Origin of the sequence: Mesobacillus jeotgali, from assembly GCF_014856545.2 — a bacterium.
Classification (GTDB): Bacteria; Bacillota; Bacilli; order Bacillales; family Cytobacillaceae; genus Mesobacillus.
In genome coordinates this window covers 3,645,650-3,671,245 of sequence record NZ_CP109811.1, presented here as the reverse complement: position 1 = coordinate 3,671,245, position 25,596 = coordinate 3,645,650, and the positions used below count along the sequence as shown (strand labels likewise).

The window sequence follows — 25,596 nt, the reverse complement described above, 5'->3', positions numbered from 1 at the left end:
GGGTCTCCGCAATGGAGACCTGTTTTTTTGGGTGATACCTGCTTCGGGGCATACTACAAAATATCCATTCCATTTATTTTCATTGATTACTTCTTATGATAAGATTTTTAGTTAGCATGAAAGACAAGGGGGGATACGATGATTTACTTAGACAACAGTGCCACAACTAAACCCTATAAAGAAGTATTGGACTCATTTGTTAAGGTTTCAACGGATTTTTTCGGAAATCCTTCATCACTCCATAAAATTGGCGGCCAGTCAGAGAAGCTGCTGCAGCAGGCACGTTCCCAGGTCGCCAGGCTGCTAAATGTAAAGGAAGCAGAAATCCTGTTTACATCCGGAGGAACGGAAAGCAATAATCTAGCGGTAAAAGGAATCGCTCTGGCTCATCGGGAAAGAGGCAGGCATATCATTACCACAAGCATTGAACATGCTTCAATCCATAATGCCATGGTCCAGCTGGAATCGCTCGGCTTTGAGATCACGTATGTGAAACCTGATGGTAACGGCTTTATCAGTGCGGATTCGATTGAGAGAGAAATGCGTGATGATACCATCCTCGTTTCCGTGATCCATGTCAATAATGAAGTCGGCACGATTCAGCCTGTAAAGCAAATTGGGAGCTTGCTTAAAAAGTACCCTAAAGCGTTTTTCCATGTTGATTTCGTTCAGGGAGTTGGAAAGGTGCCTTTGGATTTTTACGAAGCTGGAATCCACCTTTCCACCATTTCGGGTCATAAATTCCATGGCCTGAAAGGGACAGGCGCATTGTTCATCAAAGAAGGGGTCACCCTCTCCCCATTATTTTCTGGCGGGAATCAGGAGTGGAAGCAGCGGAGCGGAACAGAAAATGTAGCGGGCCTTGTTGCAATGTCAAAGGCACTAAGAATGACATTTGAACATAGAAAAGAAAACCTGAATCAAATGGTAGCGGCAATGGAAACATTAAGAAGTGGCATCAGCCAAATCAAGGAAATAACTATTCACACTCCAAAAGAAAATAGCGCGCCCCATATCCTTAACTTCTCAATCCATGGATTGAAGGCGGAAACATTTGTGCATGCGCTGGAAGAAAAGAATATTTATGTATCAACAACAAGCGCTTGCTCTTCAAAGAAGAAAGCTGCCAGCAAAACCTTGCTGGCAATGGGAGTGCCACTGTCGGAAGCGGAGAGCGCGATCAGGGTCAGCCTGACATACAGCAATACAGTAGAAGAAGTAAAAATAGCCGTAAAGGCAATTGCAGATACAGTAAAACATTTAAGCGAGGTAGTAAAGAAATGATGTATGACCGTATTTTGGTTCGATATGGAGAAATATCGACAAAAGGAAGAAACAGGAATAAATTTATCGATCGCCTCAGGAAAAATATCAAGAGAGTCTTAAGCGACTATCCGAATGTGGCCATCAAGGCAGAACGTGACCGCATGTTCATCCTTCTGAACGGTGAAGATAGCGATGGGATTGGCGAGAAACTGAAAGGGATATTCGGGATCCAATCCTTCAGCCCAGCAATTAAGGTTGAAAAAGATCTCGAAAAAATGAAAGATGCGGCGCTGGAGCTTTTCAGGAAAATCCATAAGCCTGGCAAAACTTTTAAAATAACCGCTAAACGATCTGACAAGACATTCGAATTGGACACAAACGGAATCAATTCGGAATTTGGCGGCCATATCTTAAGAAATGTTGAAGACTTGAAGGTAGACGTGCGGAAACCTGATATAAATCTTCAGATAGAGATCAGGAAAGAAGCTGCCTATATCTCTGCCGAAACGATCAAGGGTGCGGGAGGACTTCCTGCTGCATCTGGCGGCAAAGGAATGCTGATGCTTTCTGGCGGAATTGACAGCCCTGTTGCCGGCTATCTGACGATGAAAAGAGGGCTCGAAGTCGAAGGTGTCCATTTTTTCAGCCCGCCTTTCACAAGTGAACGCGCTAAGCAGAAGGTAATCGACCTTTCAAAGAAACTTGCAGAGGTGAACGGACATTTTGCGCTTCATATAGTGCCATTCACTGAAATCCAGCAGGCCATTCATAAGCAAATACCGGAAAACTACACGATGACAACGACAAGAAGACTAATGTTGCGCATCACGGACGCCGTTAGGGAAAAGCAGGGCGGCCTTGCGATTATCACCGGTGAAAGTCTTGGCCAGGTTGCCAGCCAGACGCTTGAAAGCATGTATGCTATCAATGAAGTGACTACCACGCCGATCATCCGGCCTTTAATCACAATGGACAAACTGCAAATCATGGATATCGCCCATGAAATTGATACCCATGATATATCAATCCGCCCCTATGAGGATTGCTGTACCGTTTTTGTTCCTTCATCACCAAAAACAAAGCCAAAGCTGGATAAAGTCCAGAACTTTGAAAGTTTTTTCGACTTCGAGGAAATGATCCAGAGAGCAGTTGAAGGCACTGAGCGAATCGTTCTTAAACCAGCTTCGGATACAGTGGATGATACAATGAATGACCTATTTTAGATTATGATAAATTTGTGAACAATTACCAATTAAAGTTTTGAATTAAGCCATGTGTTTCTACACATTCTATACTCACAAGGAGGTGAAACACATGGCAAACAACAACAGCTCAAATCAACTTCTAGTACCTGGAGTATCACAAGCTCTTGACCAAATGAAGTACGAAATCGCTTCTGAATTTGGTGTACAGTTGGGCGGAGAAACTACTTCTCGCGCTAACGGTTCTGTAGGTGGAGAGATCACTAAGCGTTTGGTTCAAATGGCTGAACAACAACTTGGTGGCGGATTCTCTCGCTAATTAAAAATTAATAATATGGCTACAAGGAGCAGGGCAGATGCCCTGCTCTTTTTTTGTTGCAATTTATTATATTAAAAAAGTGTTATCATATAATTTTAAATTTTTAAATAATTTTGTATAATGAAAAGTGGGGATAGACAGGCAATGATTCGCTATGCGGAACAGCCTAAAAAAAACATGAGTAGGGGGAAGAGTATGAACAGGGAACAATTGATTGCGCCGCAAAAGTATAATCTGGTGTCAGAAATGGAGCGTTACGCACAGGACCAGGAAAGAAAAGCGATTATCTGGGAAAATGAAGCAGGAAGTACAAAAGAGATTACATATCGAGAACTACTCAATAATGCGAATAGAATTGGAAACGTTTTCTTGAAACATGGTTTGCAGCAAGGGGATGTCGTGCTGGTCGTCGTGCCAAGATTGATTGAGGCCTACCAGGTATATATTGCGTCGTTGAAAACGGGATTGGTCGTCATTCCTAGTTCGGAAATGCTAAGAACGAAAGATTTTCAATATCGAATCAACCATGGTGATGTAAAAGCAATTGTCAGCTATGCACCTTTTACAAATGAATTCGCTGGAATCGAAGAAGCCGATAGCCTGCCAAAGTTCGTTATTGGAGACGAGAAAGAAGGCTGGATCCATCTTGATGAAGAAATGCAAACAGCATCGGATGAGCTTCAGCTGGCAAATACAGAACGAGATGATATGGCATTCCTCAGCTATACATCCGGAACGACCGGCAATCCAAAGGGAGTCGTCCATACACATGGATGGGCATATGCGCATCTTCGCACAGCAGCGACAAACTGGCTTGGCATTCAGGATGGTGACACGGTCTGGGCAACTGCCGGTCCTGGCTGGCAAAAGTGGATCTGGAGTCCATTTTTATCGGTTATGGGCACAGGAGCAACCGGCCTGGTTTACCAGGGCAAGTTCGAGCCGCAAAAATATTTATCACTTTTGCAAAAATACAATGTGAATGTCCTTTGCTGCACACCGACGGAGTACCGTCTGATGGCAAAGGTAGAAAACTTAAGTGACTTTAATCTGCCAGGGCTCCACAGTGCTGTTTCTGCAGGAGAGCCGCTTAACCGTGAAGTAATTGATACATTTAAAAAGCATTTCAATGTTGAAGTGCGTGATGGATATGGACAGACGGAAAATACTCTGCTTGTCGGCGTAACGAAAGGCATGGAACTAAGACCGGGGTCGATGGGCAAGCCAACGCCTGGAAACCGCGTCGAAATTATCAATGAAAACGGTCAGCCTTGTGCTCCAGGAGAAGTCGGGGATATCGCAGTCCATGTTGAAACACCAGCACTATTCAAAAACTATTACAAGGATCCTGAGCGGACAGCGATGCAGTTCCGCGGCGATTACTATGTAACAGGAGACAAAGCGAGCAAAGATGAAGAAGGCTACTTCTGGTTTGAGGGACGCGGCGATGACATCATCATCAGCTCTGGTTATACGATCGGGCCTTTCGAAGTAGAGGATGCCCTGGTAAAACACCCTTATGTTAAAGAATGTGCTGTGGTCGCATCACCTGATGAAATTCGCGGCCATATCGTCAAAGCCTTTGTTGTCCTGCGTGACGGTGTCAGTCCTGAACAGGAGAACCTTGTTGCTGAGCTGCAGCAGCACGTAAAAGAATTGACCGCACCATATAAGTACCCACGGAAAATTGAGTTTCTTGAAGAACTCCCAAAGACAACTTCCGGTAAAATTCGCCGCATCGAATTGCGCAAGAAGGAATTGGAAGGTGCAAAATAAATAGTAATAACAAAAAGCAGGCCAAGTGTCTGCTTTTTGTATTTTACACATAGGGAAATGCAACGGATGCGTTGAGGATGAAAACTTGGGTATATTTAAAATAGAAAGGGTGATCATCTATGGAAATCGAAATCAGGAAGGCTGCACTAGAAGAGTTAAACAAGGTCCAATTCAGCGAAAACGAAGGAATAAGAATTCTTGCAGAGTTTGTTGGAACATGTTCGATCGCAACGGACATCCAACTGCAAATAGAGGAAAAGCAGGCTGATGATGAAGTGATAACAGAAAGCGGCATTAACTTTTTCGTGCCAAAAAAGTCTGTGGAATCTCTCCCGGATAAAATCTTCCTGGATTTCAAGCCAGGGTTTGGCTATAAAATATCCTCGGCTGAAGAGACATTTGGCTATAACTTCAAGCTTAAACCACGAAATGTAAAATAACCCAAGTATGGGTTATTTTTTTATGAGAAAAGCCGAAGCCATTCCGCGTATGGAGGCACTAAAGATGCTGGATCAAGAGAAAGAGACATCCATCGCCCTAATGGAGACACAAAAAGGTGCAGAATCAGAAAAAAGCGACATCCATTGCCCTTACGGTGAAGCAAGAAGTAGAGGTATCCGCAAATTTTGTCTGCAATTAACCTAAAAAAAATGATTGTCAGTCCTAGCTTCCACCTTTATAATGATATTATTTCGAGTCTAGAAAGATTAGGGGGCTGTTCGGATGGATAAAAGGACCGAACAACAAGCTGGAGTTTTGTACGCAGCTTTTTCTTATATATTATGGGGTGTCCTTCCTGTTTATTGGAAGCTATTGAATCATGTAAATGCTGATGAAATCCTTGCTAACCGTGTGTTCTGGTCGTTTTTCTTCATTGCTGCCATTCTAGTCCTTAATAAGAAATGGGGACTTTTCACCGGGACATTGCTAGGGTTGGCCCAAAATAAGAAGCAACTAGCCGCCCTGGCTGTGGCATCGATGCTGATCAGTATTAACTGGTTCATGTATATCTGGGCAGTCAATACAGACCAGATGATCGAAGCAAGCCTGGGATATTATATCAATCCGCTCGTAAGCGTCCTGCTAGGGATGGTATTCCTGAAGGAACGTCTTTCCTTGCTGCAATATATATCGTTTGCGCTTGCAGGAATCGGTGTGCTGATTATGACAATTTCTTACGGACAATTTCCATGGATCGCTTTAACACTTGCAATCTCTTTTGGCCTGTACGGATTGGCGAAGAAACTGATAAAGGTGGATTTCGCTGTTGGGCTTGCGCTCGAAACACTGGTCGTTATGCCGCTCGCAGCTATCTACATTGGCTACCTTATGATCCAGGGAACGAACTCCCTGTTTTCGGGTTCAATGTCGACGACCCTGCTGCTTGCAGGTGCAGGGGCGGCTACGGCAGTTCCCTTGCTGTTTTTCGCAAAAGGAGCGCAAAGGATTCCGCTCGCAACACTGGGGATCCTGCAGTATATTGCTCCAACATTGACGCTCATCCTTGGAGTTTTCGTCTATCACGAAACATTCTCGTCCGTCCACCTGCTGGCCTTTACCTTTATCTGGTCGGCATTGATTCTCTACTCTCTATCAAGAACTAAGATGGCCGCAGCTTTGACGGTTAAGTGGAAAAAAGAAAAAGGAATGCCTATGTAAAAAAGTGAGCTGCGGAAGATTCCGCAGCTCTTTTCTAATTGTGAAGATGTAAATAAAGGAAAAATATGTTAAAATGATAACGGAATAGATTGCTTAGTCGGGAGTGGTGAAATGAAGGAGAATTTAAGGATTGCCTGGATTGCTACTTGGTTTGCGCTTGTTGGACAGCTTGTTTTCTTTCTTGGAGTCTCTGTATTCACAGGAGAATGGAGATATGTGATGTGGAGTTTTATGGTGAGTTTATTAGCAGGAGTTCCAAGATTGGTCAATACCTGGCAGGCTCAGAAAAGGCACAAACTCACTAATATTGATTGATAGAAAGGTCCATACCTAAAAAGCCCAGAGTTCACCCTGGGCTTTTTTTGTCTAAGACTTGCTGCTTATAAAAAGGTTCTCTTCACTTTTTCCCAGAAAGAGTTGTCCTTAAGTTTGACAGTCTTGATGATTTTGTTGCTCAGCTTCACATCAAATTTTTCGACATGCTGGATGCTCACCGCTTCGTTGTCCATCCCCATGATTGGATAATCATTGCCGTCCTGGGCAACCTTGAAGGTAAGCTTGCGGTCACCGCTGAGGATGAAAGATGAGCCGAGTGTCCGGTAATGGTTGTTATTGACTGAAGCGAGCTCGCTCACCTGCATGCAAGGGAGCAGCGGGTCGACAACTGCGCCATTAACCGACTTGTTGTACGCTGTACTTCCTGTAGGAGTTGCGACGATCATCCCGTCACCACGGAATGTTTCAAAATGCTTGTCGTCGATGAATACATCCATCACAAAAGCTTTGATGATTGCTGAACGGACGCTGAACTCATTCAGGCAGCCAAAAGTTGTCTCTTCATCGATTGTTACCTCGATGGTCGGGTAGCGCCTGACCTCGATTTGGGCATTTGTGATTGCTTCAATCATTTTATCTGTGTCTTCAAGATGGAAATCGCAGTACATATTCAGGGAACCGGTGATCGAAATGCCGGCATACAGACAATCATCTCGGAAGCCTGTCTTTCTGACAGCCTGAAGAAAGGTACCGTCATCACCAATGCTTACGATGATATTTGCGGTACGATGGTCATTTATAATATTAAAATCATAGCGGCGAGCCAGTTCATATAAGGGCTCAACTTTTTCCAACATGGTTGTATCTGGCGTATGGTAAAAATAAATATTGCGGCGATCTGGCATTATAAATTCCTCCAAACATTATGTAATTCTTCCATATTTTTACCCACTTTTAAAAAATTTTGCTAAAATAAATGTTATTGACATCAGTTTATCATTTTTTCATAAGGTTGTGAAAGTACAGAAACTTACAAGGGGGCTTCAAGATGAATGGTAAAAGGTGGGCGGCTTTAGGGATTGCCGTCGGGTTATTCATTGCATCAACAGTTATTAATCTTCTGTCTACATTCGCTTTCAGTGACGCAGAAAGTGCTTTTACAGATATGTTTGCAGTCTCGGAAGAAATGTTTGCGGAAGAAATTATCGAAGAAGGTGACATGCTGAGCAAAATAGCAGTATTGTCCATTAATGGAGTGATCCAGGATACTGGGGATGCTGAATCATTTTTTGAAAGTCCGCTCTATAATCACAGGGCGTTCTTGGAACAGCTGGATTATGTCAAGGAAGCAGATGATGTTAAGGCGATCATCCTGCAAGTGAACTCTCCTGGCGGCGGCGTCGTGGAAAGTGCTCAAATCCATGACAAGATCAAGGAAATCCAAAAGGAAACGAAAAAACCGGTTTATGTATCGATGGGGTCAATGGCCGCTTCGGGCGGTTATTATGTGTCTGCTCCAGCAGATAAAATCTTTGCAAGCCCTGAGACGCTTACCGGATCGCTGGGTGTTATCATGCAAGGAGTTAACTATGCAGGTCTGGCGGAAAAGTATGGAGTTGAATTCACGACAATCAAAAGCGGGCCATACAAGGATATCATGAGCCCATCCAGACCGATGACAGAAGATGAACGCAAAATCCTGCAATCGATGATTGACAATTCGTATGAAGGATTCGTAAAGGTCATTTCGGAAGGGCGCGATCTGTCTGTTGAACGGGTAAAAGAAATTGCGGATGGCCGGATTTATGATGGGCGCCAGGCAAAGCAGCTGGATTTGATCGATGGGTTTGGTTATCTTGAGGATGTCATCGACAGTGTCAGGAAGGACCAAAAACTTGGCGACGCTACTGTTGTTAAATACACAGAAAGCTTGGGATTCGGTTCATTTTTCAGCATGGGTGCCCAAAAAATCATGGGGAAAGACGCAGAAATGGCAGGCTTGATGAAGTTATTGTCCCAGCCTAATTCTCCGCGCCTCATGTATTTATATGCGGAATAAGGAGGGGGAAAAATGAATTCGGATGACTTTAAAGATCGGGAGAATGTACCGTCTCAAACGGAAGATGGCAACGATATCATGAATAGTTCTGAACCCTCTGATAACAGATCGGGCTATCAAGCGGAAACCGACCGCCCAACACTCCAGTCTGATTCAGGAAATTTACAAGCCCGGGGCAATCCGGAAGCTGATATTTATGTAAAAGGCGGGTTTGAACCGGAGAATCATATATATGCCGGTCTCTATGCCGGGTTCTGGACACGTTTCTGGGCCTACCTGCTTGACTTGATTGTCATCGGAAGTATCAACCGGATGATCATCAATCCTGTATTCCGGGCACTGGATCTATCGTTGATTGAAGATGGAATTTTTTCGCCGATGACCATCGCGACTGCAGTCGTCTTCTATTTATATTTTGTGTTAATGACAAAATTCTTTGGCCAAACCCTTGGGAAAATGGTCTTTGGCTTGAAAGTGGTGGAGCTGGATGGAAAGGGGCTTACATGGGGAACCGTTATTTTCCGCGAGTGGGTTGGCCGCTTCATTTCAGCGACGATCATGATTTTGTATGTGGTCGTTGCTTTTACGAAAAAGAAACAGGGCCTGCATGACCTGTTTGCTGATACAACCGTCATATATGAACCACGTTAAAATGAACCTGCTGCGGCAGGTTTATTTTTTTGCCTTTTTGTTGATAATAATAAGCTGAAAGGTTGTGGAGGACAATGAAATGGGTGCTGCTGGCCATACTGCTTCTCACGGTGCTTGTACTTATAATCCTTTTTACAAAAGTTAAGATTTTTTTAGATTATTTCCACGGCAATGATAATGATCATTCAAGGTAACAATTAAAGCCTGGGGCGGATTAATCAAGTTCAAGATCGAAGTTCCGGTTGTGAAAATTGATGATAATTCTCCTACCATTATTGCCGAGCAAAAAGTCAGATCAGGGCCCGATGAAAATATGAAACAACAAAAAACCACTCAGGTTGATAAAAATGATTTACTAAGCAGCCTTCATGATTTCAAGCAGCTGATCAATCACATCGTCGGACTCCATAAAATCATCCGGAATTTCTTAAAAAAGGTGACGATCAGGAATATTGAGTGGCATACGGTGGTGGGCGTTTCGGACGCAGCAGCCACAGGCGTATTAACGGGTGCCTTTTGGGCAGTCAAAGGAGGGGTCATTGGAGTACTGAGCAACTATATGAAAATGAAAGAAATGCCTGTCATGACGATTACACCAAGCTTCCAGCAAACCGTATCAATTACTAGTTTTAAATGTATGATACAAGTCAGAGTCGGGCATGCTATTTTAGCAGGTATAAAGCTGGTTAAATATTGGAGAGGCGGCTGGCCTGAATTTAAATCAAAGCCATTATCCGCTCTTTCCGGTGAAAATACTAATTCTGTCTAAATTAAGGAGGAAACAGGAATGTCCGACCATCCAATTCAAGGATTAATGACAACTGCCATGGAAAGCTTGAAAGAAATGATTGATGTCAACACAATCATTGGGGACCCCGTAGAAACACCGGATGGAAGTGTAATCCTGACAGTTTCAAAGGTAGGTTTCGGTTTTGCTGCAGGTGGAAGTGAGTTCGTGTTGGAAAGCTCGAAGGGAGGTTCAGGTGGCTCAGGCGGTTCTGGAGGACAATCCGGAGGAGCACAGCACCCATTCGGAGGAGGAAGCGGGGGCGGTGTTTCTATCACGCCAATTGCTTTCTTGATCGTCAGTTCCAGGGGTGTGAAAATGCTTCATCTTGATGAAAATACACATTTGTATGAGAAGATTCTAGACCTGGCTCCTCAGGCGGTGGAAAAAATCCAGCAAATGTTGTCCAAGAAGGACCAGAACAGCCAGGATAGCAGCCAGAACAGCAGCCAGAACAAGGATCAAAAGCAAAATGACTATAATGGCCCGAAAACTGATCTTGATATTTAGGACCACGCTGCCTTTTCAAAATGAAGAGGCAGTTTGCTTGTGCCAGAAGACTGACCCAGGGCAAAGCATATTTGCGCTTTATTTAAAATAATTGCAAAAAAATTCTTAAAAAGATATATTAACACTGTACATAAAATGGACAAGGAGGATGAGCAGGTATGGCATCTGTTACATTTAAGGGGAACCCAGTTACATTGCTAGGAAATGAAGTAAAGGTAGGAGACCAGGCACCAGATTTTAAAGTGCTTGCGAATGACCTTTCTCAAGTGACACTTCAGGATTCAAAAGGACAAGTACGTTTGATCAGTGTTGTTCCTTCACTTGACACAGGAGTTTGTGACGCACAGACTCGCCGTTTCAATGAGGAAGCTGCCAACCTTGATAACGTTAAAATTCTGACAGTCAGCGTTGACCTTCCATTTGCTCAAAAGCGCTGGTGCGGAGCAGCTGGAATTGAGAACGTCCAGACTCTATCCGACCACCGCGAGCTTTCATTCGGAGAAGCTTACGGAGTAGCAATCAAGGAACTACGCCTGCTCGCTCGCGCAGTATTTGTTGTTGATTCAAACGACAAAGTAACATACGTTGAGTATGTAAGCGAAGCAACAGACCACCCGAATTACGAAGCAGCAGTAGAAGCTGCAAAGCAAGCAAACTAAAACACACAACATTGGAACAAGCCGCAGAATGGAACTGCGGCTTGTTTTACTTTGAATACAGGTTCCAACGCTGCCTAGCCTCCTATCGGACAAACGGAAGGTGTAGATCGGGGAAAATGTCCGATAGAGGGCTGTATCGGCCAAACAGAAGGCGGAAAGCAGAGGAAGTGTCCGATAGGAAGGCTGTATCGGCCAAACAGAAGGCGGAAAGCGGGGAAAGTGTCCGATAAAACAGCTGTTTAAAATGCGTGGTTTGCAAAGCTTGTCCAATTCCTTTCCAGCCATATGCCTTGTACACAAGGCGAAACACGGCTAAAATATATAAATATCTATTCAAATCAGGAGGAAGAAAAGTGAGTATGACTCCGGTCGAACAATTATTTACTGCATTCAATACAACTGCAGATATCCTAAAAGAAGAGTTATCATGTACATATTTAGAGGCTCTGGCTGAAAGCGGGGAAAACATGTTCCAGGGCACAGTTCTCCAGGACGAACTGAACGAAATCACAACAAAACGTCTTGAAAAAGTTTATAAGGAGACTAACCTTGATTCTTTTAGCAAAGAAGACATCCGCAAAGGTTTCCAGCTTGCAATTTTGAAGGGGATGAAGGAGCACGTTCAGCCGAACCATCAAATGACACCTGATTCTGTCGGCATGTTCATTGGCTACCTGGTCAATAAGTTTGTCGACAAGAAGTCATTTAGGCTGCTTGACCCTGCGGTGGGAACTGGGAACCTGCTGGCGACGGTATTGAACCAGCAGAATGATAAGGAAATCGAGTCTGTCGGTGTTGAAATTGATGACCTGCTGATCAGGCTGGCTTTCGTAAATGCCAATCTACAGAAGCATCCGGTGGAGTTTTTCAATCAAGACAGCCTTGAACCATTGTTTGTTGATCCGGCGGATGCAGTCATTTGTGACCTTCCAGTCGGTTATTATCCGAATGACCTTCGAGCTGAGCAATATGAGGTAAAAGCAAAAGAAGGCCATACATACTCTCATCACATGTTCATTGAGCAAGGTACGAAGCATGTAAAAGAAGGCGGATATTTGTTCTTCATGATCCCGAATGGTCTCTTTGAAAGTGAACAAGCCCCAATGCTGCATGAGTTCATTAAAAACCATCTGATTGTCCAGGGGATTTTACAGCTTCCGGCTTCTTTGTTTAAAAACAAGCAGGCAGCTAAAAGTATCCTTATCCTGCAAAAGAATGGTGAAGAAGTAAAAACGCCAAAACAGGCACTCCTAGCCGAGCTTCCAAAGCTATCCGACGGCCCAGCCGTGAACAGGATGCTGAATAAAATCGATCAATGGTTTAAAGACAATAAAACAGAACAGCAATAGAACCGGATAGATTTCCGGTTCTTTTTTCATTTGTTTCGGGTATATAGACGATGTCAATATTTTTTTCTAATCCTTAGAAGTATCTGAATAAAAACTCATTTTCTATTTAGAAAAGCTTTGCTTGAAATGTGAAAAAGACAGTGTTTAAATGGGGGAATGAGAGATATATTTGCAGCCTGTGGCACACAATAAAGGTGTACTATTTCACTGCATTTTTAATCAGGTTGTTATATAAAAGGAGCGGTACAAATGTCTAAAATAATTGCAATCAATGCCGGCAGTTCGTCACTTAAGTTCCAATTGTTCGAAATGCCAAGCGAAGAAGTTATCACTAAAGGAATCGTGGAAAGAATCGGTTTGAAAGATTCCATTTTCACTATTTCTGTTAATGGCGAAAAGAACAAGGAAGTTACTGATATCCCGAATCATGAGGTAGCGGTAAAAATCCTTCTTGATAAACTAACGTCTTTAGGAATCATCCAGTCTCTTGATGAAATCGAAGGAATCGGCCACCGTGTTGTTCACGGCGGTGAAGAGTTCAGTGATTCAGTATTGATCACCGATGTGGTACTACAAAAAATCGAGGAGCTTTCTGAGCTTGCGCCACTGCACAATCCAGCTAACTTGACTGGTATCCGCGCATTCCAGCAGGTGCTTCCAAATGTGCCGGCGGTTGCTGTGTTTGATACAGCTTTCCACCAGACAATGCCTGAGAATTCATTCCTTTACAGCCTTCCATACGACTACTACAAAAAGTACGGAATCCGTAAATATGGCTTCCATGGTACTTCACACAAGTATGTCTCACAGCGTGCAGCTGAAATGCTTGGCCGTCCGGTTGAGCACCTGCGCTTGATTTCATGCCACCTTGGAAACGGTGCAAGTATCGCGGCTATTGAAGGAGGAAAATCAATTGATACATCCATGGGCTTCACTCCGCTTGCGGGTGTGACGATGGGGACTCGTTCAGGTAACATTGACCCTGCCTTGATTCCATATATCATGGAAAAAACAGATAAAAACGCTGATGAAGTATTGGATGTACTGAACAAAGAGAGCGGCATGCTTGGTGTATCCGGATTCTCAAGTGACCTTCGTGACATAGAAGACGAAGCAGAAAAAGGAAATGAACGTGCAGAGCTTGCTTTGAAAGTTTTTGCAGACAGAATCCATAAATACATCGGTTCATATGCAGCACGCATGTGCGGTGTCGACGCGATCATCTTTACGGCTGGAATTGGTGAAAACAGTTCTGCAATTCGTGCCCGCGTCCTTCAGGGCCTCGAGTTCATGGGCATCTACTGGGATCCAGCTTTGAACAAAGTGCGCGGCGAAGAAGCTTTCATCAGCTACCCGCACTCTCCAGTAAAAGTAATGGTCATCCCGACAGATGAGGAAGTCATGATCGCTCGTGATGTCGTGCGTTTGGCTAAATAAATCACATTTCTTCAGGCAGAAGCGCAGATGCTTCTGCCTTTTTGTGTGGAGTCGGAATTTTGGATTGTGTCCAGCTCCAGTCGGGGCTGACCAAGGCGCTTCCGCTTTTCTTGTGCTATACTGGAAGAAAATTCAGATATGCTGGAGGTTTTTCAATGCCTTTGACTCAACGGGAACAAAAGGTGCTGGATGAATTAAGTGCTTGGGAAAACAATCTCTACGATTATGAACCAAATGATTTTGAATTGGCGTATGATCGATATCTTGAACGGTCTTTTTCGCTTTTGCCAGAAGAGGTTCAGGAACGCTTTTTCACTTTGTTCGACGGCTGGCTTTTCCATCTTCACTCTCTTATTCAGGGTTCACAGCTGCAGATGGATGCCAAGGAACGCATTCTTTCTGCCGGGCGGGTTTTTCAGCCTGACCTCGAAACGATTGAGGATTTAAGGGAGCTGCCGATTGAACAGCTTGAATTCATTGCCAGGCAGCAAATTGCCCGCCACAGACTTTATTCCTTTGTCCAGGGCGGTATGTCGGGAAGCGGTGGAAACCTTGTACTAGGAGCAGATATGCCGGCAATGGCGGTCATAAATCTGCGAATTGTCCAGCTGGTTGCGATGACGTATGGATTTGAAGTAAATACTCCATTTGAAATGATGGTCGCATTGAAGGTATTCCATACGGCGACAATGCCTTCAAGGATGCAGAGCGCTGGCTGGGAAGAGTTGAAAAATGACCTTGAACAGGCAGAGGATTATTATTTCTATAAAGGCAATGATGATCTCACGGACGTAACATGGCTGGAACAGCCAATCAAACAGATTTTCAAGGGAATGGCGATTCTGATGTTCCGCAAAAAGCATGTCCAGGGTATGCCGGTGATCAGCATGGCGATTGGAGCAGGGGCAAACTATCAATTGACGAGAAGGGTCACTGACTTTGCCCATAAATTTTACCAGATGAGATATTTCAAAGAAAAAGGAGCTCTGTAGGGTTATGAGTACTCAGGAACACAAGCAGGCTGCACCGAGCCAGGTGCGCTGCAAAGTCATAACAGTAAGCGATACAAGAACACCGGAAACAGATAAGAGCGGCAAATTGATGATGGAAATGCTCGAGGCTGCAGGTCATAAGATTGTCGATTATGTAATCGTCAAAGATGAGGCAGATCCGATTAAATCAGAAGTCCTGAAAGGCTGCAGCAATTCTGATGTGGATGTCGTGCTTACCAATGGAGGCACAGGGATTGCCAAACGTGACGTCACAATCGAAACAGTCCAAAGCATCTTCGAAAAAGAAATACCTGGATTCGGTGAAATTTTCCGCATGCTCAGCTATACCGAGGATATCGGTTCGGCTGCCCTGCTATCGCGTGCCGCAGCCGGAGTCGTGAATGACCGTGCCGTCTTCTCAACACCAGGCTCAACAGGTGCTGTACGCTTGGCAATGGAAAAACTGATCATTCCCGAAATTGGACACGTAGTAAGAGAACTGACAAAGGATTTATAACTAATTGTGGATGGAATCTTAACGGATTTCATCTTTTTTTGTTTTTTAAAAGGAATTTGAGCAATTAGGTTGAATAACTGAATGGAGTTCCCAGAGAAAAGGGAAATGGTATTTGATCTGTTAGCATCAGCTTCAGTTCAGACAGGTTTGACTGAAAAAGGAGAAAAGCTGTCAAAAGAAGAGCGAACTTAAGACAGGTTTGACTGGAAAACGAGAAAAGCTGTCAAAAGAAGGGGCAACTTAAGACAGGTTTGGATGGAAAACAAGAAAAGCTGTCAATGAAGAGCGAACTTAAGACAGGTTTGACTGGAAAACGAGAAAAAGCTGTCAAAAGAAGAGCGAACTTAAGACAGGTTTGCGAGAAACAAGAAAAGCTGTCAAAAGAAGAGCGATCTTAAGACAGGTTTGAGGAAAACGAGAAAAGCTGTCAAAGAAGTCAACTTAAGACAGGTTTGAGAAAAAAAGAAAAGCTGTCAGAAGAAGAGCAAACTTCAGCCAGGTTTGAGGGGAAAACAAGAAAAGCTGTCAAGAGAAAAGCGAACTTAAGACAGGTTTGCGAAAAAAACAAGAAAAGCTGTCAAAAGAAGAGCGAACTTAAGACAGGTTTGAGAGAAAAACAAGAAAAGCTGTCAAAAGAAGGGTCAACTTAAGAAAGGTTTGAGAGAAAAACAAGAAAAGCTGTCAGAAGAAGAGCAAACTTCAGCCAGGTTTGAGGGGAAAACAAGAAAAGCTGTCAAAAGAAGAGCGAACTTAAGACAGGTTTGAGAGGAAAACGAGAAAAGCTGTCCAAAAGAAAAAGGGGGAAGCAAACAAGATGTTCGAGTATAGAGAAATTATTAGTGACGAAGAGTTATTGAACCAAGTTGCGGACTTATACCAGCAAGTATGGGATCAGGAAGATAGTTCCATTAGGGACCGAGTGTTGAGGCATTCAGGTTATGAGGGTTATAGAGGAATTGTGGCAATTTCTGAGCAGGGGGATATGGCTGGTTATGCTTATGGTTACTTTTCTCAGCCGGGTCAGTATTATCATGGGCTGCTGACAAAAGCTTTTAACCGAGAAGAATATCAAAACTGGCTGGAAGATTGTTTTGAATTTGTTGAGTTAGGGGTGCATCCTGCATTTAGAAATCAAGGGTTGGCAAAACAATTGGTAACCCGGCTGGTAGATGGTGCAGAACATAAAACAGCGGTTTTAACAACACAACATAATAATGAATCTGCCCGAAGTCTATATGAATACCTGGGATGGACTGTTTTAAACGATGCGTTTTATCCAAATGAAGAAGGTGAAGCTTATGTCATCATGGGAAAAAAATTGATAAGGCAGCATACATGAAGTTAGTAATCACGATTTTTTTGTGTTGATTGGCAGCACCCTTATTGGTTAAACCATACACCAACTTGAGGAAACTGGAAACCGTAATTGAGTTTAGCAGCGGCAGTTTTTTTTAATAGGAGCCGTTTACTTCTTCAATAAAAATAAACATAAAAAAATAGCCTGGAGCTTCCAGGCTATTTTTTATGCATATGAAAGTATTATCGATGAATTTTCTCAGCTGAAATGTCCTGCTGGGTGCGATACCAGAGCCAGAGGTCATTGATGATGGACGCAAGCTCGGAAATTTCACTGTTCAGTTCACAGGAGCGGATGAAGTCGCTTTCATCGGAAAGCTGGGCTTGCTTCAGGTTGATTGTTTTTTCGAGCTCGGCGATCCGGTCAGGTATGCTGCCGCGAATTTTTTCCCAATGGAGAAGAATTGCGTGCCGTGTATCAATGCTGTAATCTTCCCAGTTACCTTGCAGGTCTGGCAGGGGAATGCCCAGTCGGCTGTTAAAAAGAAAAAATTGTTCCATTTCTGATGGTGCCCCCATTCCGGTAATCTTGCTTACATTCTACTATACTTTTAATCCTGCTTCCAGACCAGTCTGATTTATGAGCAGATGCACGGGATTATAAAAAAATCATATTTTATCTTGAAATGTGCCCAAAAACCTGTTAACTTTATAAACATGAATAAAAATTTAAATTTATGTATAAATATTCGAAGAAGAGGAGTATGAAAAAATGGCTGAAAATAAAGTGGTGCTTGCCTATTCTGGTGGGCTTGATACATCTGTTGCGATCAAATGGCTAAAGGACCAGGGTTACGCGGTAATAGCTTGCTGTCTTGATGTTGGTGAAGGAAAGGATCTTCAGTTCATAAAAGAAAAGGCTTTGAAGGTAGGCGCAATTCAATCATACGTTTTGGATGTAAAAGAAGAATTCGCCAATGAATATGCACTTTTCGCTCTGCAGGCCCATGCTTTATACGAAGGTAAATATCCGCTCGTATCTGCATTATCTCGTCCCTTGATTTCTAAGAAACTAGTAGAAGTAGCAGAAATGGAGGGTGCAACAGCTGTTGCGCATGGCTGCACAGGAAAAGGAAATGACCAGGTACGATTTGAGGTTTCAATCAAAGCATTGAATCCCGAGCTGAAGGTCATTGCACCTGTCCGTGAGTGGAAATGGTCACGTGAGGAAGAAATTGCATATGCAGCCAACAATGGCATCCCGATTCCAATCAATCTAGACAGCCCGTTCTCCATTGACCAGAACCTTTGGGGAAGAAGTAATGAATGCGGAATTCTTGAGGATCCGTGGCAGGCCCCTCCAGTAGAGGCTTATGAATTGACGGCGGAGCTTGAAGACACGCCGGATACACCGGATATCATCGAGATTGAATTTGTTGAGGGTGTACCAACAGCGATTGATGGGAAAACTTATCCTCTTTCAGAATTGATTCTTGAGCTAAACAGTATTGCAGGCAAGCATGGTGTCGGAAGGATTGACCATGTGGAAAACCGTCTAGTCGGCATCAAGTCACGTGAAGTATATGAAGCTCCTGCTGCGATGACCTTGATAAAGGCGCATAAGGAACTGGAGGATATCACACTTGTAAAAGAGGTAGCCCATTTTAAGCCGGTTATTGAGAAAAAGATGACCGAATTAATTTACGAAGGGCTCTGGTTTTCACCGCTTCAGGATGCCCTGGCAGCGTTCCTGAAATCAACACAGAAGCATGTGACGGGTACTGTCCGCGTCAAGCTTTTCAAAGGGCATGCAATCATTGAAGGCAGAAAATCTCCATATTCTCTTTACAATGAAAAACTGGCGACGTACACTGCTGACGATGAGTTCGACCATAATTCTGCTGTTGGATTCATCAATCTGTGGGGACTGCCAACAGTTGTCCACAGCATGGTCCAGGGCAAGAAGGTGACAGTGTGAAGAAATTATGGGGAGGCAGATTCACCGGCTCCGCTGAGGAATGGGTCGATGAATTCGGGGCATCGATCGGCTTTGACCAGGAACTGGCAAAGCAGGATATCGAGGGCAGTATCGCCCATGCAACTATGCTTGCGAAGTGCGGAATCATATCAGAAGCTGAAGCAGACAACATTATCCAAGGACTAAGAAAACTGGAGGAGAAAGCAAGTAATGGAGAACTCGAATACTCAGCCAAACTCGAGGACATCCATCTGAACATTGAACATCACCTGACAGAATTGATTGGTCCAACCGGCGGCAAACTCCACACGGCAAGAAGCAGGAACGACCAGGTGGCGACTGATATGCATTTATACCTGAAAGATCAGGTATCTGAAATCATCGAGCTGGTCTCTGAGTTCCAAAGAGCTTTGGTACAACAGGCAGAACAAAATATTGAGACATTGATGCCGGGGTATACTCACTTGCAGAGGGCACAGCCGATCTCTTTTGCCCATCATCTGATGGCCTACTTTTGGATGCTTGACCGCGATAAACAGCGATTTGCGGATAGCATGAAAAGGATCAATCTGTCTCCGCTTGGGGCGGGGGCGCTTGCGGGAACTACTTTTCCGATTGACCGCCATATGACAGCAGAAATTCTCGGGTTTGAGGGCATCTATGAAAACAGCCTGGATGCTGTGAGTGACCGTGATTTTATTCTTGAGTTCCTGTCAGATAGCTCGATTTTAATGATGCATCTGTCACGATTGTGCGAGGAACTTATCCTCTGGTCGAGCCAGGAATTTCAGTTCATAGAGCTTTCAGATGCCTTCACGACAGGGAGCAGCATCATGCCGCAAAAGAAGAATCCGGATATGGCAGAACTGATCCGCGGTAAAACAGGTCGCGTCTATGGAAGCCTGATGGGGCTCTTGACGGTCTTGAAAGGGTTGCCTTTGGCGTACAACAAAGATATGCAGGAAGATAAAGAAGGAATGTTTGATACGGTCAAAACAGTGAAGGGCGCCCTGAAAATTTTCGCTGGCATGGTCAGTACGATGAAGGTGAGAACGGAGGATATGGCAGGAGCAGTTAAAAAAGATTTTTCAAATGCGACAGAGCTGGCTGATTATCTGGCAGCGAAAGGCATACCTTTCCGTGAAGCACATGAAATCGTCGGCAAGCTTGTCCTTGATTGTATCCAAAAAGGCTGCTATCTTGCAGACCTGCCACTGGAAGCCTACAAATCCATGAACCCATTGTTCGAAGAAGATATTTTCGAAGCATTGAATCCTTATAATGCCGTGAAAAGACGAAACAGTGCTGGTGGCACAGGTTTTTCACAAGTGAAACTTCAGATCGAGAAAGCAAAAACGTCATTATAATGGAAAAAAGCACGAAGTATCAATATAAAGATACTTCGTGCTTTTTGTATGTCAGTCAGGTTAATTCTCTTTGTCAGTCCGGACAACCAGGACATCACAAGATGCATAGCGGGTGATATGCTCGGAGACACTTCCGATGAAGAAGCGTTCCACTGCGTTCATTCCTGTTGCTCCGCAAATAATCAGGTCGGCGTTATATTTTTTTGCAACATCTTTCGCAATCTTGACCTTTGGTGAACCATAATCGATGTCATACTCTACATCTTTGATACCAGCTTCGAGTGCCTGCTGTTTGTAGCTTTCCATCAACTCTGTAGCAAACTGTGTCGCACGCTCTGAGATGGTGCGGTCATATGCCTCTACAGTTGCAAAGGTGCGTAAATCGATTATGTGGGTCATGACCAGACGAGCGTCGTTTCTTTTTGCGATTTCAATGGCTTTTTTAAAAGCCCATGCTGCTTGTTTAGAACCATCAACGGCAACTAAAATGTTCTTATAATAAAGTGCCATAGTTCTCGCCTCCTTTACCTATATTATACAACAGTTTCATTGGTATAGCTGTGACAATCCAACGAAAACTATAGATGCAAGCATCATATTGAAGGAGGATTTCACATGGATAAAAAGGAACAGCGCGGCCAGTCATTTTACGATTACGATGATCAGGGTGTCATGCAGGTAAGCCAGCAAATCATGGATTCATACAACAGCGGAGTAGTCCCGCAGGAACAGATGAAAGCAGCAGCAGAAAACAACGAGCAACATAGATAAAGCCGTATTCGATCTTTACAGGCTATAATAATGCCTGCTAAGTTCTCTATCAAAAAAGTAAAATAGTCTGGCTAGGGTGGCTTGCTGAGAACCATTGCTCGGCAAGCCTTTTTATTTTTCATTACTCCTTCCTCGAAAATTAAAAATATACAGAATAGTATATTTTAGGGAAATTTGTACGAATTGTTTTGCCAAAAGTATTTTTTTCTACTAAAATGAAAGTGTTTTCATCTTGCTTCGATATTTCTTTACTCATTGAAAAAATGATATAGTGGTGGCAGGGCTGAAATGGTAGGGCAATTATTATATAGGAGGTATGCAAAAATGCGTATCGGTGTACCTAAAGAGATAAAAAATAATGAAAATCGTGTGGCTATGACGCCTGCAGGAGTAGTTAACCTAGTAAATTTCGGGCACGAAGTTTTCATTGAAACTGGAGCTGGAATTGGCTCAAGTTTTACAGATGAAGACTACAAGGCTGCCGGTGCTCTGATCGTTGGAAGTGCAGAAGAAGCATGGGCACAGGATATGGTCATGAAGGTTAAAGAACCCCTAGCAGAAGAATACGGGTATTTCCGTGAAGGCTTAATTTTATTTACATATTTGCATCTTGCTCCAGAACCAGAACTGACTAAGGCATTGATCGAGAATAAGGTTGTCGGTATTGCCTATGAAACGGTACAGCTGGCTAACGGTTCGCTTCCATTGCTTACTCCTATGAGTGAGGTTGCTGGCCGCATGTCTACACAAATCGGTGCGCAGTTCCTTGAAAAAGTTCACGGTGGAAAAGGAATCCTGCTTGGAGGCGTTCCAGGTGTACAAAGAGGAAAAGTAACAATCATCGGCGGAGGTGTAGCTGGCACGAACGCAGCTAAAATGGCTGTCGGCCTTGGTGCTCAGGTCACAATGATCGACTTGAACCCAGACCGTCTTCGTCAGCTGGATGATATCTTCGGTTCTGACATTACAACGCTAATGTCCAACCCTTTGAATATTGCTGAAGCAGTCAAAGCTTCTGACCTCGTTATCGGTGCGGTATTGATTCCAGGCGCGAAGGCTCCTAAGCTTGTGACAGAGGAAATGATCCAGTCAATGAACCCAGGCTCAGTAGTTGTCGATATCGCAATCGACCAGGGCGGAATCTTTGAAACAACTGACAGAATCACAACACATGATAACCCTACCTATGAAAAGCACGGCGTCGTTCACTACGCAGTTGCCAACATGCCGGGGGCAGTTCCTAGAACATCAACAATCGCCTTGACGAACGTGACAGTGCCATACGCTGTCCAGATTGCGAACAAAGGCTACAAGCAGGCTTGCCTGGACAATGAAGCATTGCTGAAGGGAATCAACACGCTCAATGGCTATGTGACTTACCAGGCAGTAGCAGAAGCACATAACCTTGTATACTCTGAAACAAAAACATTGTTAGAGCAAATTTAATTTTTCTGGATCCGGATGAAATATTCCGGATCTTTTATTTAGCCTGTTGGACTGGAAAAGCAAGTCTATTTATGACAAAGCTGTTTAAAATCTTTCAATTTTAGCGTATATTATTTATGGGATATATTCTAGTTGCTAGAATGACCGTGTTAATTTGTTATTGAGGAGTGTCATGATGGAAAAAGTACTTGTTTTTGGACATAAAAATCCTGATACGGATACAATCTGCTCTGCCATTGCCTATGCTAACTTGAAGCAAAAGCTTGGTGTCGATGCAGAAGCGGTACGTTTGGGCCAGGTTAATGGAGAAACTCAGTATGCTCTTGATTACTTCAAAGCTGAAGCACCACGCCTTGCAGGCAGAGTTTCAGAAGAAGTGGACAAGGTTATCCTTGTTGACCATAACGAACGCCAGCAGAGTGCTGATGACATTACAGATGTTCAAATCGTTGAGGTTATCGACCACCACCGCGTGGCGAATTTCGAGACGAGTGACCCACTCTATTTCCGAGTTGAGCCAGTAGGCTGCACGGCGACAATCTTAAATAAGATGTACAAAGAAAACAATGTGAAAATCGAAAAGAATATCGCTGGACTAATGCTGTCTGCGATCATCTCTGACTCATTATTGTTCAAGTCCCCGACTTGCACAGACCAGGACGTTGCAGCTGCACGTGAATTGGCTGAAATCGCAGGAGTAGATGCTGAGGAATACGGCCTTGAAATGCTGAAGGCTGGCGCGGATCTTAGCAGCAAAACAATTGAAGAGCTTATTTCCCTTGACGCCAAGGAATTCCAGATGGGAGATTCCAAGGTTGAAATCGCACAGGTAAACACTGTTGATGTCAATGATGTTCTTTTGCGCAAGGTAGAGCTTGAAGAAGCATTGATCAATAAGATAACTGAAAAGAACTTGGATCTGTTCTTGCTGGTCATCACTGATATATTGACGAATGATTCTGCAGCGCTTGCGATTGGTAAAAAGGCTGCAGCTGTTGAGGAAGCATTCAATGTAACTCTTGAAGATAATACTGCGACACTTAAAGGTGTTGTTTCCCGCAAGAAGCAGGTCGTTCCTGTTTTGACAAACGTACTTGCGAAGTAAATCCAAATAAAGAACCTTCCTGGCCATTTCGGCAGGAAGGTTTTTTGGTATTACGCGAATTTCTCAGTTCTGGCCGAAGATCTCTTCAGCTTTAATGTAATATAAGCAAAATAAACAAAAGCGGCAATTAAGAAGTAAATCCATGCACTGGCAACTTGGTTGGTTTTCCATAAACCAGTCATCGACAACAGTGCCGGGAAGGTTAATGTCAGCCATGACTGTACCATCGCAACTTTCCCGACATATGCATCTATTTTCTTGTTCAATCCCATTGATAAGAAGAACAGGAACCAAAGGTAGGCCCACATCAGCCATGTAAGCGCGTTGACGATGTCATCAAAATGGACATAGGCAACCGCAGCATAAATGATGGCGAGGACAGCAACCCAGAGGGAATACCAGCCAAGGCCGGTGCCATCAAGATTGTTCCACAAGGTCAACCCAACATATAAATAAGTAAAACCAAAGAGAAAGATGCTTGCCAGACTGTAGACCGTCCAGTTGCTCTGGTCTGATACGGCAATCAAGTAGAAGGGCACGATTACTTGTAATGCCCCGATAAATAAATTGAATACTGCTACACTCTTCGCGTTAGCCTTTCCTAATAGCATCAAGCTGTTCAGGAAGAGTGCTGCGCCTGATAGTAATAAACCTGCGTCTCCCATGATGTATGCCGCCCTATTGATGGGTCAGCTCTTTCCTCCTTAAGCGTTCAAATAAGAAAGAGCAACTCTATAGGAGTTGCCCCTTGTTAACTTAGAATAATCAATCTATACCATTTTCTTGGACATATCAACCTTATCCATATCCTTGGATGTGAAATATCCAGGAAGGATTTCGCTGATTGTCGTTTCCTTTACATCGCCATTCAGATTGGCAAGGTAAATTTTCGTTTCGTCAGTTGCGAACTCTGCAATTACCTGGCGGCAGGCACCGCAAGGAGAAACAGGACCTTCAGTGTCAGCGACTACTGCAATCGCCTTGATCTCTGTGTCACCTTCAGAGACTGCCTTGAAAATGGCTGTTCTTTCGGCACAGTTTGTCAATCCGTAGGATGCATTTTCGATATTGCAGCCCAGGAATACATTATCATTACTTGTTATGATTGCAGCGCCAACCTGAAACTTAGAATATGGAACGTATGCTGTGCTTCTTGCTTCAATTGCTTTTTCAACAAGCGTGTTCTTATCCATCGTCCATTCCCCATTCCCAATTGATATTTTTTAGCAGTTCCTATTAGTATGAAGACTCAGAAGTCAGGCCGTTAACGATTGCCACGCCAGAGCTTGCGCCGATTCTTGTTGCGCCAGCTTCGATCATGTTCTGTGCATCCTCAAGGCTTCTGACTCCGCCGGAAGCTTTAACCCCAACATCAGGGCCGACTGTTTTTCTCATTAGAGCGATATCTTCTACAGTCGCTCCGCCTGTTGAGAAACCAGTTGAAGTCTTAACGAAATCTGCGCCTGCTTTGACAGAAAGCTTGCATGCGATTTCTTTTTCCTCGTCGTTAAGAAGGCAAGTTTCGATGATGACCTTAGTCAGTGCTTTGCCTTTTGCAGCGTCAACTACCGCTTTGATATCCTTTTCAACTAGATCATATTGCTTGTCTTTCAAGGCACCGATATTGATGACCATATCGACTTCAGTCGCGCCGTTTTCGATTGCATTCTTTGTTTCGAATGCTTTTGTTTCTGAAGTTGTAGCACCCAGGGGGAAGCCGATTACTGTGCAAACCTTCACTTCTTCAGCATCCTTAAGAATTTCAGCAGCCTTCTGTACCCATGTTGGGTTAACGCAAACAGAAGCGAATTTATATTCTTTTGCTTCCTCAGCCAGCTTTACAATCTCCGCTTCAGTTGCATTTGCTTTAAGTAATGTGTGGTCAATCATTCTTGCTAAATCGTTTGTCATTAATTTCAAACCCTTTCCGTATAAAAATAGTTGAAACGCTTTCATCTAAATGAAAAAATATATAACCCAAATTTATTATGTGTCACTTACATGAATAATATATCAGGTAGGTGAACATATGTAAATAACCTCGTGAACATATGTTTAAAATAAAAAATGGAAATACATGAATTTGTCATATTTCCTCTCAAAATTTTCTTTTGACTTTGAAGGGGTATTTCATTATAGTTGCTATATAAAAATGAATAAATCATACTGCAATC

The 25,596-nt window shown here is 43.5% G+C and carries 29 protein-coding genes; 23 read left to right on the top strand and 6 right to left on the bottom strand.

The genetic code is table 11. From position 1 onward, the window contains the following. Positions 1–138: 138 nt before the first annotated feature. The 8 genes from FOF60_RS18820 (at position 139) to FOF60_RS18785 (ending at position 6,537) form a co-directional block, all read left to right on the top strand. Entirely contained in the window at positions 139–1,284 is a 1,146-nt protein-coding gene (locus FOF60_RS18820; RefSeq protein ID WP_192472536.1) for a cysteine desulfurase family protein, read from the top strand. Further along, on the top strand, positions 1,281–2,489 hold the full coding sequence (thiI, locus tag FOF60_RS18815) for a tRNA uracil 4-sulfurtransferase ThiI (protein WP_192472537.1): 1,209 nt from the start codon (positions 1,281–1,283) through the stop codon (positions 2,487–2,489). The genes FOF60_RS18820 and thiI overlap by 4 nt, the downstream gene beginning before the upstream one ends. 91 nt (positions 2,490–2,580) lie before the next feature. Then, entirely contained in the window at positions 2,581–2,787 is a 207-nt protein-coding gene (locus FOF60_RS18810) for an alpha/beta-type small acid-soluble spore protein (protein ID WP_023626976.1), read from the top strand. Between the two features lie 195 nt (positions 2,788–2,982). After that, positions 2,983–4,563: an acyl-CoA synthetase MbcS gene (gene mbcS / locus FOF60_RS18805; protein ID WP_192472538.1), complete on the top strand. Its 1,581-nt coding sequence runs from the start codon at positions 2,983–2,985 to the stop codon at positions 4,561–4,563. A 119-nt stretch (positions 4,564–4,682) separates the two neighbouring features. Then, entirely contained in the window at positions 4,683–5,003 is a 321-nt protein-coding gene (locus tag FOF60_RS18800; RefSeq protein WP_192472539.1) for an iron-sulfur cluster biosynthesis family protein, read from the top strand. 64 nt (positions 5,004–5,067) lie between these two features. Beyond that, positions 5,068–5,208 (top strand): hypothetical protein, encoded by a 141-nt coding sequence (locus FOF60_RS18795; RefSeq protein WP_192472540.1) that lies wholly within the window; start codon positions 5,068–5,070, stop codon positions 5,206–5,208. Between the two features lie 78 nt (positions 5,209–5,286). Continuing rightward, positions 5,287–6,222 (top strand): EamA family transporter RarD, encoded by a 936-nt coding sequence (gene rarD, locus FOF60_RS18790; protein ID WP_192472541.1) that lies wholly within the window; start codon positions 5,287–5,289, stop codon positions 6,220–6,222. A 111-nt stretch (positions 6,223–6,333) separates the two neighbouring features. Beyond that, positions 6,334–6,537: a hypothetical protein gene (locus tag FOF60_RS18785; protein WP_192472542.1), complete on the top strand. Its 204-nt coding sequence runs from the start codon at positions 6,334–6,336 to the stop codon at positions 6,535–6,537. Positions 6,538–6,602: 65 nt separating this feature from the next. On the opposite strand, the gene FOF60_RS18780 is transcribed toward FOF60_RS18785, so the two are convergent. After that, a complete protein-coding gene (locus FOF60_RS18780; RefSeq protein ID WP_192472543.1) occupies positions 6,603–7,403 on the bottom strand; it encodes an NAD kinase in 801 nt (266 codons plus the stop codon). A 143-nt stretch (positions 7,404–7,546) separates the two neighbouring features. Between FOF60_RS18780 and sppA the strand changes: the two genes are divergently transcribed. The 10 genes from sppA to FOF60_RS18730 all read left to right on the top strand — a co-directional run bounded on the left by sppA (position 7,547) and on the right by FOF60_RS18730 (position 16,798). After that, on the top strand, positions 7,547–8,557 hold the full coding sequence (gene sppA / locus FOF60_RS18775; RefSeq protein ID WP_192472544.1) for a signal peptide peptidase SppA: 1,011 nt from the start codon (positions 7,547–7,549) through the stop codon (positions 8,555–8,557). A 78-nt stretch (positions 8,558–8,635) separates the two neighbouring features. Continuing rightward, entirely contained in the window at positions 8,636–9,208 is a 573-nt protein-coding gene (locus FOF60_RS18770) for an RDD family protein (RefSeq protein ID WP_192472554.1), read from the top strand. 244 nt (positions 9,209–9,452) lie between these two features. Further along, positions 9,453–9,977, top strand: a complete 525-nt coding sequence (locus FOF60_RS18765; protein WP_264647590.1) for a DUF2953 domain-containing protein — start codon at positions 9,453–9,455, stop codon at positions 9,975–9,977. An 18-nt stretch (positions 9,978–9,995) separates the two neighbouring features. After that, the gene (gene ytfJ, locus FOF60_RS18760) at positions 9,996–10,505 is read left to right on the top strand and encodes a GerW family sporulation protein (protein ID WP_192472546.1); all 510 of its coding nucleotides are present in this window, start codon (positions 9,996–9,998) and stop codon (positions 10,503–10,505) included. A 158-nt stretch (positions 10,506–10,663) separates the two neighbouring features. Further along, positions 10,664–11,164 (top strand): thiol peroxidase, encoded by a 501-nt coding sequence (gene tpx / locus FOF60_RS18755; protein ID WP_192472547.1) that lies wholly within the window; start codon positions 10,664–10,666, stop codon positions 11,162–11,164. A 353-nt stretch (positions 11,165–11,517) separates the two neighbouring features. Then, positions 11,518–12,513, top strand: a complete 996-nt coding sequence (locus FOF60_RS18750) for a class I SAM-dependent methyltransferase (protein ID WP_192472548.1) — start codon at positions 11,518–11,520, stop codon at positions 12,511–12,513. Between the two features lie 249 nt (positions 12,514–12,762). Continuing rightward, positions 12,763–13,950 carry an acetate kinase gene (locus tag FOF60_RS18745; RefSeq protein WP_192472549.1) on the top strand — a complete coding sequence of 396 codons (1,188 nt, stop codon included), beginning with the start codon at positions 12,763–12,765 and terminating at the stop codon, positions 13,948–13,950. A 155-nt stretch (positions 13,951–14,105) separates the two neighbouring features. Further along, positions 14,106–14,942 carry an EcsC family protein gene (locus FOF60_RS18740; RefSeq protein WP_192472550.1) on the top strand — a complete coding sequence of 279 codons (837 nt, stop codon included), beginning with the start codon at positions 14,106–14,108 and terminating at the stop codon, positions 14,940–14,942. 4 nt (positions 14,943–14,946) lie between these two features. Further along, complete coding sequence (locus FOF60_RS18735; RefSeq protein ID WP_192472551.1) at positions 14,947–15,459, top strand: MogA/MoaB family molybdenum cofactor biosynthesis protein; 513 nt, start codon at positions 14,947–14,949, stop codon at positions 15,457–15,459. A gap of 814 nt (positions 15,460–16,273) precedes the next feature. Next, complete coding sequence (locus FOF60_RS18730) at positions 16,274–16,798, top strand: GNAT family N-acetyltransferase (protein WP_192473678.1); 525 nt, start codon at positions 16,274–16,276, stop codon at positions 16,796–16,798. 200 nt (positions 16,799–16,998) lie between these two features. Here the strand turns inward: FOF60_RS18730 and FOF60_RS18725 are convergent, their stop codons facing one another. Continuing rightward, complete coding sequence (locus tag FOF60_RS18725; RefSeq protein ID WP_192473679.1) at positions 16,999–17,316, bottom strand: hypothetical protein; 318 nt, start codon at positions 17,314–17,316, stop codon at positions 16,999–17,001. Between the two features lie 211 nt (positions 17,317–17,527). On the opposite strand from FOF60_RS18725, the gene FOF60_RS18720 reads away from it, so the two are divergent. Beyond that, positions 17,528–18,733, top strand: coding sequence for an argininosuccinate synthase (locus FOF60_RS18720; protein WP_192473680.1), 1,206 nt, complete (start codon positions 17,528–17,530; stop codon positions 18,731–18,733). Further along, positions 18,730–20,100, top strand: coding sequence for an argininosuccinate lyase (gene argH / locus FOF60_RS18715; RefSeq protein WP_192473681.1), 1,371 nt, complete (start codon positions 18,730–18,732; stop codon positions 20,098–20,100). Before FOF60_RS18720 ends, argH begins: the two co-directional genes overlap by 4 nt. Before the next feature lie 60 nt (positions 20,101–20,160). Here argH and FOF60_RS18710 read toward each other — a convergent pair whose 3' ends face one another. Continuing rightward, positions 20,161–20,610: a universal stress protein gene (locus FOF60_RS18710; RefSeq protein ID WP_192473682.1), complete on the bottom strand. Its 450-nt coding sequence runs from the start codon at positions 20,608–20,610 to the stop codon at positions 20,161–20,163. 105 nt (positions 20,611–20,715) lie between these two features. On the opposite strand from FOF60_RS18710, the gene FOF60_RS18705 reads away from it, so the two are divergent. From FOF60_RS18705 to FOF60_RS18695, 3 genes are all read left to right on the top strand, one after another. After that, positions 20,716–20,871, top strand: coding sequence for a hypothetical protein (locus FOF60_RS18705; RefSeq protein WP_192473683.1), 156 nt, complete (start codon positions 20,716–20,718; stop codon positions 20,869–20,871). Positions 20,872–21,195: 324 nt separating this feature from the next. Beyond that, positions 21,196–22,317: an alanine dehydrogenase gene (ald, locus tag FOF60_RS18700; RefSeq protein WP_167832692.1), complete on the top strand. Its 1,122-nt coding sequence runs from the start codon at positions 21,196–21,198 to the stop codon at positions 22,315–22,317. 175 nt (positions 22,318–22,492) lie between these two features. Next, positions 22,493–23,422 carry a manganese-dependent inorganic pyrophosphatase gene (locus FOF60_RS18695; protein WP_192473694.1) on the top strand — a complete coding sequence of 310 codons (930 nt, stop codon included), beginning with the start codon at positions 22,493–22,495 and terminating at the stop codon, positions 23,420–23,422. 50 nt (positions 23,423–23,472) lie between these two features. Here FOF60_RS18695 and FOF60_RS18690 read toward each other — a convergent pair whose 3' ends face one another. The 3 genes from FOF60_RS18690 to deoC all read right to left on the bottom strand — a co-directional run bounded on the left by FOF60_RS18690 (position 23,473) and on the right by deoC (position 25,333). Then, positions 23,473–24,087: an AmiS/UreI family transporter gene (locus FOF60_RS18690; protein WP_192473684.1), complete on the bottom strand. Its 615-nt coding sequence runs from the start codon at positions 24,085–24,087 to the stop codon at positions 23,473–23,475. A 105-nt stretch (positions 24,088–24,192) separates the two neighbouring features. After that, a complete protein-coding gene (locus FOF60_RS18685) occupies positions 24,193–24,615 on the bottom strand; it encodes a cytidine deaminase (RefSeq protein WP_192473685.1) in 423 nt (140 codons plus the stop codon). 43 nt (positions 24,616–24,658) lie between these two features. Further along, positions 24,659–25,333 (bottom strand): deoxyribose-phosphate aldolase, encoded by a 675-nt coding sequence (gene deoC, locus FOF60_RS18680; protein ID WP_192473686.1) that lies wholly within the window; start codon positions 25,331–25,333, stop codon positions 24,659–24,661. Positions 25,334–25,596 lie beyond the last annotated feature (263 nt).